Genomic DNA, 6680 nt, shown 5'->3' with positions numbered 1-6680 from the left:
CTCCTGGCGCGGCGGGCGGGCCTGGCGCTCGCCACGGTCCCCGCGCTCCCCGCCGCGCTCGCGCCCGACCTCGTCGTCCAGCCGCAGGGTCAGCCCGATCCGCTTGCGCGGCACGTCCACCGTGAGCACCCGGACCTTGACGATGTCGCCGGGCTTGACCACCTCGCGCGGGTCCTTGACGAAGTTCTTCGACAGCGCCGAGACGTGCACCAGCCCGTCCTGGTGGACGCCCACGTCCACGAAGGCGCCGAAGGCGGCGACATTGGTCACCACGCCCTCCAGCACCATGCCGACCTCCAGGTCGCCGATCTTGTCGACGCCCTCCTTGAAGACGGCGGTGCGGAAGGCCGGACGCGGGTCGCGGCCGGGCTTGTCCAGCTCGCCGAGGATGTCGGTGACGGTCGGGACGCCGAAGGTGTCGTCGGCGAAGTCCGCCGGGCGCAGCGCCCGCAGCCGCTCGCCGTTGCCGATCAGCTCGCGCAGCTCACCGCCGGTCGCCGCCAGGATGCGGCGCACCACCGGATAGGCCTCGGGGTGCACGCTGGAGGCGTCCAGCGGGTCCTCGCCGCCGGGGATGCGCAGGAAGCCGGCGCACTGCTCGAAGGCCTTGGGGCCGAGCCGGGAGACGTCCTTGAGCTGCTTGCGGGTGCGGAACGGGCCGTTGGCGTCGCGGTGCGCCACGATGTTGTCGGCCAGCGTGCCGGTGACCCCGGAGACCCGGGTGAGCAGCGGCGCCGAGGCGGTGTTGACGTCCACGCCGACGGCGTTGACGCAGTCCTCGACGACGGCGTCCAGCGAGCGGGAGAGCTTCACCTCGCTCAGGTCGTGCTGGTACTGGCCGACACCGATCGACTTGGGGTCGATCTTGACCAGCTCGGCCAGCGGGTCCTGGAGCCGGCGGGCGATCGAGACCGCGCCGCGGATCGACACGTCCAGGTCCGGCAGCTCCTGCGAGGCGAACGCGGAGGCCGAGTAGACCGAGGCGCCGGCCTCGCTGACCATCGCCTTGGTGAGCCCCAGCTCGGGGTGGCGCTTCAGCAGGTCCTCGGCGAGCTTGTCGGTCTCCCGGGAGGCGGTGCCGTTGCCGATCGCGACCAGGTCGACGTCGTGCTTCCTCGCCAGCGCGGCCAGGGTGGCCAGGGACGCGTCCCACTTGTTGGCGGGCTGGTGCGGGTGGATCGTGTCGTGCGCGACGACCTTGCCGGTGGCGTCCACCACGGCGACCTTCACCCCGGTGCGGAAGCCCGGGTCCAGTCCCATGGTGGCGCGGGTGCCGGCCGGGGCGGCGAGCAGGAGGTCCCGCAGGTTGGCGGCGAACACCCGTACCGCCTCGTCCTCGGCCTCGGCGCGCAGCCGGGACCGCAGGTCGATGCCGAGCCGGACCAGGATGCGGGTGCGCCAGGCCCAGCGGACGGTGTCGCCCAGCCACTTGTCCGCCGGGCGGCCGCGGTCGGCGATGCCGAAACGGGCCGCGATCCGCTGCTCGTAGTCGTTGTCGCCGGGCAGGTCGCCCTCGGCCTCGCCCTCGAACGGGGAGAGGTCGAGGTCGAGCACCTCCTCCTTCTCGCCGCGCAGCATCGCCAGGATGCGGTGCGAGGGGAGCTTGGTGTACGGCTCGGCGAAGTCGAAGTAGTCGGCGAACTTGGCGCCGTCGCCCTCCTTGCCGTCGCGGACCCTGGCGACCAGCCGGCCGCGGGTCCACATCCGCTCGCGCAGCGAACCGACCAGGTCGGCGTCCTCGCCGAAGCGCTCGACCAGGATCGCCCGGGCGCCCTCCAGCGCGGCGGGGCCGTCCGCGACCGACTCGTTCAGGTACCGGCCGGCCAGCGCGGCCGGGTCCTGGGACGGGTCGGCGAGCAGGGTGTCGGCCAGCGGCTCCAGACCGGCCTCGCGGGCGATCTGCGCCTTGGTGCGCCGCTTCGGCTTGAACGGCAGGTAGATGTCCTCCAGGCGGGCCTTGGAGTCCGCGGCGAGCACCCGGGCGCGCAGCGCGTCGTCCAGCTTGCCCTGTGCCTCGATCGACTCCAGGACGGCCGCCCGACGGTCCTCCAGCTCGCGCAGGTAGCGCAGCCGCTCCTCCAGGGCGCGCAGCTGGGCGTCGTCGAGGGAGCCGGTGACCTCCTTGCGGTAGCGGGCCACGAAGGGGACGGTCGCACCGCCGTCGAGCAGGTCGACGGCCGCCTTCACCTGCCCCTCGCGGACACCCAGCTCCTCGGCGATCTTCCGCTCGATCGCCTGCTGGGCCTGCCGGGCCACCTGTTCGACTGCCGTGGTCACGAAGCCGGTCACCTTCTCCATCAGTGCTTGCGCCGTACGCCCTGCATTCTGGCAGGTACCGACGACGACGACCGGCCGCACCCGGGACGGCCGGGCGTGGCGCGGGCCGCCGGGAGCCCCGTCGCCGACGTTCCGGGCCCGGCGGGAGCCGGCGGACCCGGCCCCGGCGGAACGTCGACGGGCGTGGCCCCAGCGGGACTTGAGCGGGGCCCAGCCGCGCCTTCCTAGGCTGACGGGCATGGACACTCTGGATGCCGCCGCCGAGCTGGAGCGGCTCGCCGCCGCCAAGTACCTGCTGTTCACCACGTACCGGAAGAACGGCACTCCGGTCGCCACCCCGGTCTGGGTCGCGCGCGACGGTGACGCACTGGTCTTCACCACCGTCACGAAGACGGGCAAGGTCAAGCGCCTGCGCAACCGTTCGGACGTGCTGGTCGGACCGAGCGACATCCGCGGGAACCTGCTCGGCGCCCAGGTGCCGGCCACCGCGGCGCTGGACCCCGACCGGGCACCCGCCTACCGGAAGCTGCTGCGGCGCAAGTACGGCCTGCTGTGCGCGGTGGCGCTGACCGCCAACGTGCTGCGCTTCGGCAAGGGCGGCACCATCGGGGTGCGCATCACCTTCGACTGATCCGCTTCGAACCACCGTCGCAATGTGCGCAGTTCGGGAATCCTGCTGAACGGAAACGATCTGCGCTGTACGCTGCCGGGCATGTGCGCTGCCACCCGGATGCACCCCGACGGACCGCTGGTCGACGCGGCCCTGGTGCGGCGGCTGATCTCCGCCCAGTTCCCGCAGTGGGAGCGCCTCCCGGTCACCCCCGTCCCCACCCGCGGCGCCGACAACGCGATGTTCCGCCTCGGGCCCGAACTCGCCGTCCGGCTGCCCCTGGTGGAATGGGCCGCCGGCGGCCCGCGGCGGGACCAGCAGTGGCTGTCCCGGCTGGCGCCGCGACTGCCGCTGCCCGTCCCGGCACCGCTCGCGGTCGGCCGGCCCGCCGCCGGCTACCCGTGGGAGTGGTCGGTGCTGCACTGGCTTGACGGCAGCAACCCGGTCGTCAACGCCCTGGCCGCACCCCAGGCCCTGGCCCGCGACCTGGCCGGCTTCGTCAACGCCCTGCGCGCCGCCGACCCGGCCGACGCCCCCGCCTCCCAGCGCAGCGTCCCGCTCGCCTCCCGGGACGGCGCCACCCGCGCCGCCATCGCCCAACTCGCCGGCTCGATCGACACGGCGGCCGCGACCGCCGTGTGGGACAAGGCGCTCCGGCTGCCCGAGTACGCCGGCCCGCGGGTCTGGCTGCACGGCGACCTCACCCCCGGCAACCTGCTGCTCGCCGGCACCGGGCGGCTCTCGGCCGTCATCGACTTCGCCCTGACCGGCATCGGCGACCCGACCGCCGACCTGATCGTCGCCTGGAACCTGCTGCCCGCCGCCGCCCGCCCGGCCTTCCGCGCCGCCCTGCACGCGGACGAGGCCACCTGGGCCCGCGGCCGCGCCTGGGCGTTCTCCATCGCCCTGGTGACGATCCCGTACTACCGCCACACCGACCAGGCGCGGACCGCCAACGCCCGCCACGTCGTCCGGGAAGTGCTGGCCGACCGCAGCGTGTAGCCGCGCGGCCGGGGCCCTCGCCGGCCGGGCGGGGCCCGGCCGCTCGGGGGCCCGTCGGTCACCAGTTCCGGGGCGCGATCATCTCCTCCACGTCCACGTCCACGAACCCGTAGGCCGTCGCCACGACCCAGAAGTCCTCGGCGATCTCCTCCCGCGCCGCCGTCTCGATCTCGCTCCCCGCCGCCTCGAACTCCGCCTCCAGGGCGTTGAACTCCTCCGTCGCGGCGTGGGAGAGCACGTACAGGGCCGCCAGACCGGCCGGCTGCTCGGCCTCGATCCGCTCGCACAGCCGCACCAGGACCGCCCGGCCCTTGTCGACGACGTGATCGGGGAAGTACGGGTCCTCGTACATCCCCCGCAGGAACGCGTGCTCCGCCGCCCGCTGATTCGTGATCGCCACGACACCCTCTCCGTCACCGCCCGGCCCGCGGAGGATCCGCAGAAGAACCGACGCGCCGATCGTGCACGACGGCACTGACAACGACGGCACTGACAACGGCGGCACTGACAACAACAGCACCGGCAACGGCGGCGCCGACAACGGCCGCACCCCTGCGGGTGTGCGGGCTCGCCGACCCGCGGACGAGGATCGAGATCGAGGCCACCGCCCGCCGGGCCTCGGCCTGAGACGCGCCCGCCGGGAACACGCCCACCGGAAGACCCGGTCAGAAACCTGCCCCGGTCAACACCCACTGCTAGCCTGATGCACATGACAGGACTGCGGGAGCTGAAGAAGGAGCGGACCCGGCGGGCCATCTCCGAGGCGGCCATCACGCTCTTCCTGGAGCACGGCTTCGACCGGGTGTCCGTGGCGGACGTCGCGACGGCCGCCGAGGTCTCCAAACCGACGCTGTTCTCCTACTTCCCCAGCAAGGAGGACCTGGTCGTCCACCGCTTCGCCGACCACCAGGAGCAGGCCGCCGAGGTGGTCCGCGCCCGGCAGCCCGGCGAACCGGTGCTCGACGCGCTCCTGCGGGACTTCCTGGCCGGCCTCGCCCGGCGCGACCCGGTCACCGGACTCAACGACCACCCCGCGGTGCTCGCCTTCACCGCGCTCGTGTACGGCACCCCCAGCCTGGCCGCCCGGGTCGGCGAGTACGTGGCCCGCGCCGAGCGGTCGCTGGCCGCCGCACTGCGCGAGGACCCCGGACTCCCCGGGCCTCGGGACCTCACCGCCGCCCTGCTCGCCGCCCAGGCCACCGCCACCCAGCGGGTCCTCGCCCTGCACAACTGGCGCCGCATCCAGGACGGCCGCACCGCCGACGACCTGTACGCCGAGGCCGTCGACGACGCCACCCGCGCCTTCGAACTGCTCACCCGCGGCTACGGCCCTCCCACCGGGGAGCCTCGGACCGCTGACTAGAGTGCGCGCATGACGACGCGTCACCACTCCTTCGATGCCCTGCACAACTTCCGCGACCTCGGCGGCTACCCGGCCGCCGGCGGACGGTCCGTCCGGTGGGGGCTGCTCTACCGCTCCGACTCGCTCGGCAAGCTCGGCTCCCCCGCGGACCTCGACCGGCTCCGGGCCCTCGGCGTACGGACCGTGATCGACCTGCGCTACCCCTGGGAGATCGCCGCCAAGGGCCGGGTGCCCGAGTTCGAAGGGCTGGAGTACCACAACCTCTCGATCGAGCACCGCCCGTACGACCAGGCCGAGATCGACCCCGGGCTCGACCCCTGGCGCCACCTCGCCGACCGCTTCGCCGAGGTCGCCGAGGACGGGGTGAAGGAGATCCGCCAGGCCCTGGACGTCATCACGGCCGCCGAGGCCCCGGTCGCCTTCCACTGCGCCTCCGGCAAGGACCGCACCGGGCTGATCGCCGCCCTGCTGCTCACCCTGCTCGGCGTCGGCGAGGACGACATCGCCGCCGACTTCGCGCTCACCGAACTCGCCACCCCGCACCTCGTGGCCGACTGGCACGCCGCCCACCCCGGCCGCACCCTGCGCTGGCCCTCCTACGGGCGCGCCCCGGAGGCCGTCATCCGGCTCACCCTCGCCGACCTGGCCGCCCGCCACGGCTCCGTCGAGGCCTACCTCACCGGCACCCTCGGCGTCGACCGCGACCAGGCCGACGCCCTGCGCACCCGGCTGCTGACCGACTGAGCCCACGCGCCGCGCGGCGGCGGGCCGTCGGCGCCGTCCGGGCCCGCGGCCCGCGCGATAAACCCGTGGCGGGAGCGGACGGTCACGAACGACGATGCACGGCATGACCGAACAACTCGCGCGCTGGACCGAGGCCACCGTCCACCCCGACATGTGGGCGGACCCGGACGACGACCCCCGCAACAACGACGGGCCCGCCCCGGACGGCGAACTCGGAGCGATCCACGACGCCCTGACGAACCATCGGATCACCCTGCGGCTGAAGTGCGGCGGCCTGGACCCGGAGCAGCTCGCCCGGCGCTCGGTGCCGCCGTCGACCATGTCGCTGCTCGGGCTGGTCCGGCACCTCGCCGAGGTGGAGCGGGACTGGCGGAACTGGATCACCGACGGCGAGCCGCTGCCCAAGCTGTACGGCGCACGGGACGCGGACTTCGACGGCGCCGTCGGCGAACAGGCCGTGGTGGACGCCGCGTTCCGTGACCTGGAACGCGAACAGAAGTCCCTGGACGCCGAGTTGGCCGGGTACCAGGACCTGGGCGAGCGGGTCGGGAAGCACCGGATCGCGATCCGGGAGCTGCTGGTGCACCGGCCCCGGAGTCGTCTCCGGCTGCTCCGACGTCCACGGGTTCGCTGCCACACACTCGTTCGAACGGCTGGCCGCGCACCTGATTTCGGAAGCGGCGC

At 73.7% G+C, this 6680-nt stretch carries 7 protein-coding genes; 5 read left to right on the top strand and 2 right to left on the bottom strand.

Going from position 1 to position 6680, the window contains the following annotated elements; genetic code table 11:
- Positions 1 to 2277 (bottom strand): Tex family protein (locus AB0E96_RS36535; protein ID WP_359830392.1); only part of this gene is annotated, 2277 nt, incomplete at its 3' end.
- A gap of 238 nt (positions 2278 to 2515) precedes the next feature.
- Here AB0E96_RS36535 and AB0E96_RS36530 point away from each other — a divergent pair.
- Both AB0E96_RS36530 and AB0E96_RS36525 read left to right on the top strand, forming a co-directional pair.
- Positions 2516 to 2908 carry a PPOX class F420-dependent oxidoreductase gene (locus AB0E96_RS36530; protein WP_359830389.1) on the top strand — a complete coding sequence of 131 codons (393 nt, stop codon included), beginning with the start codon at positions 2516 to 2518 and terminating at the stop codon, positions 2906 to 2908.
- Positions 2909 to 2989: 81 nt separating this feature from the next.
- On the top strand, positions 2990 to 3889 hold the full coding sequence (locus AB0E96_RS36525; RefSeq protein WP_359830386.1) for an aminoglycoside phosphotransferase family protein: 900 nt from the start codon (positions 2990 to 2992) through the stop codon (positions 3887 to 3889).
- Positions 3890 to 3947: 58 nt separating this feature from the next.
- Here the strand turns inward: AB0E96_RS36525 and AB0E96_RS36520 are convergent, their stop codons facing one another.
- On the bottom strand, positions 3948 to 4289 hold the full coding sequence (locus AB0E96_RS36520) for a DUF5713 family protein (RefSeq protein WP_359830383.1): 342 nt from the start codon (positions 4287 to 4289) through the stop codon (positions 3948 to 3950).
- A gap of 309 nt (positions 4290 to 4598) precedes the next feature.
- Between AB0E96_RS36520 and AB0E96_RS36515 the strand changes: the two genes are divergently transcribed.
- The 3 genes from AB0E96_RS36515 to AB0E96_RS36505 form a co-directional block, all read left to right on the top strand.
- Complete coding sequence (locus AB0E96_RS36515) at positions 4599 to 5252, top strand: TetR family transcriptional regulator (RefSeq protein ID WP_359830380.1); 654 nt, start codon at positions 4599 to 4601, stop codon at positions 5250 to 5252.
- A 9-nt stretch (positions 5253 to 5261) separates the two neighbouring features.
- Positions 5262 to 5996, top strand: a complete 735-nt coding sequence (locus AB0E96_RS36510) for a tyrosine-protein phosphatase (protein WP_359830377.1) — start codon at positions 5262 to 5264, stop codon at positions 5994 to 5996.
- A 103-nt stretch (positions 5997 to 6099) separates the two neighbouring features.
- The coding region (locus tag AB0E96_RS36505) for a DUF664 domain-containing protein (RefSeq protein ID WP_359830374.1) at positions 6100 to 6680 on the top strand (581 nt) is incomplete at its 3' end.

Origin of the sequence: Kitasatospora sp. NPDC036755 (assembly GCF_040636595.1) — a bacterium.
In the GTDB taxonomy this organism is placed as follows: Bacteria; Actinomycetota; Actinomycetes; order Streptomycetales; family Streptomycetaceae; genus Kitasatospora.
Note: the sequence above shows the minus strand (reverse complement) of the source record. Positions and strands in the feature narration are given on the sequence as shown.

Coding starts and splice junctions, on each gene's coding strand:
- AB0E96_RS36530 (WP_359830389.1), top strand. CDS start 2,516: ATGGACACTCTGGATGCCGCCGCCGAGCTGGAGCGGCTCGCCGCCGCC.
- AB0E96_RS36525 (WP_359830386.1), top strand. CDS start 2,990: ATGTGCGCTGCCACCCGGATGCACCCCGACGGACCGCTGGTCGACGCG.
- AB0E96_RS36515 (WP_359830380.1), top strand. CDS start 4,599: ATGACAGGACTGCGGGAGCTGAAGAAGGAGCGGACCCGGCGGGCCATC.
- AB0E96_RS36510 (WP_359830377.1), top strand. CDS start 5,262: ATGACGACGCGTCACCACTCCTTCGATGCCCTGCACAACTTCCGCGAC.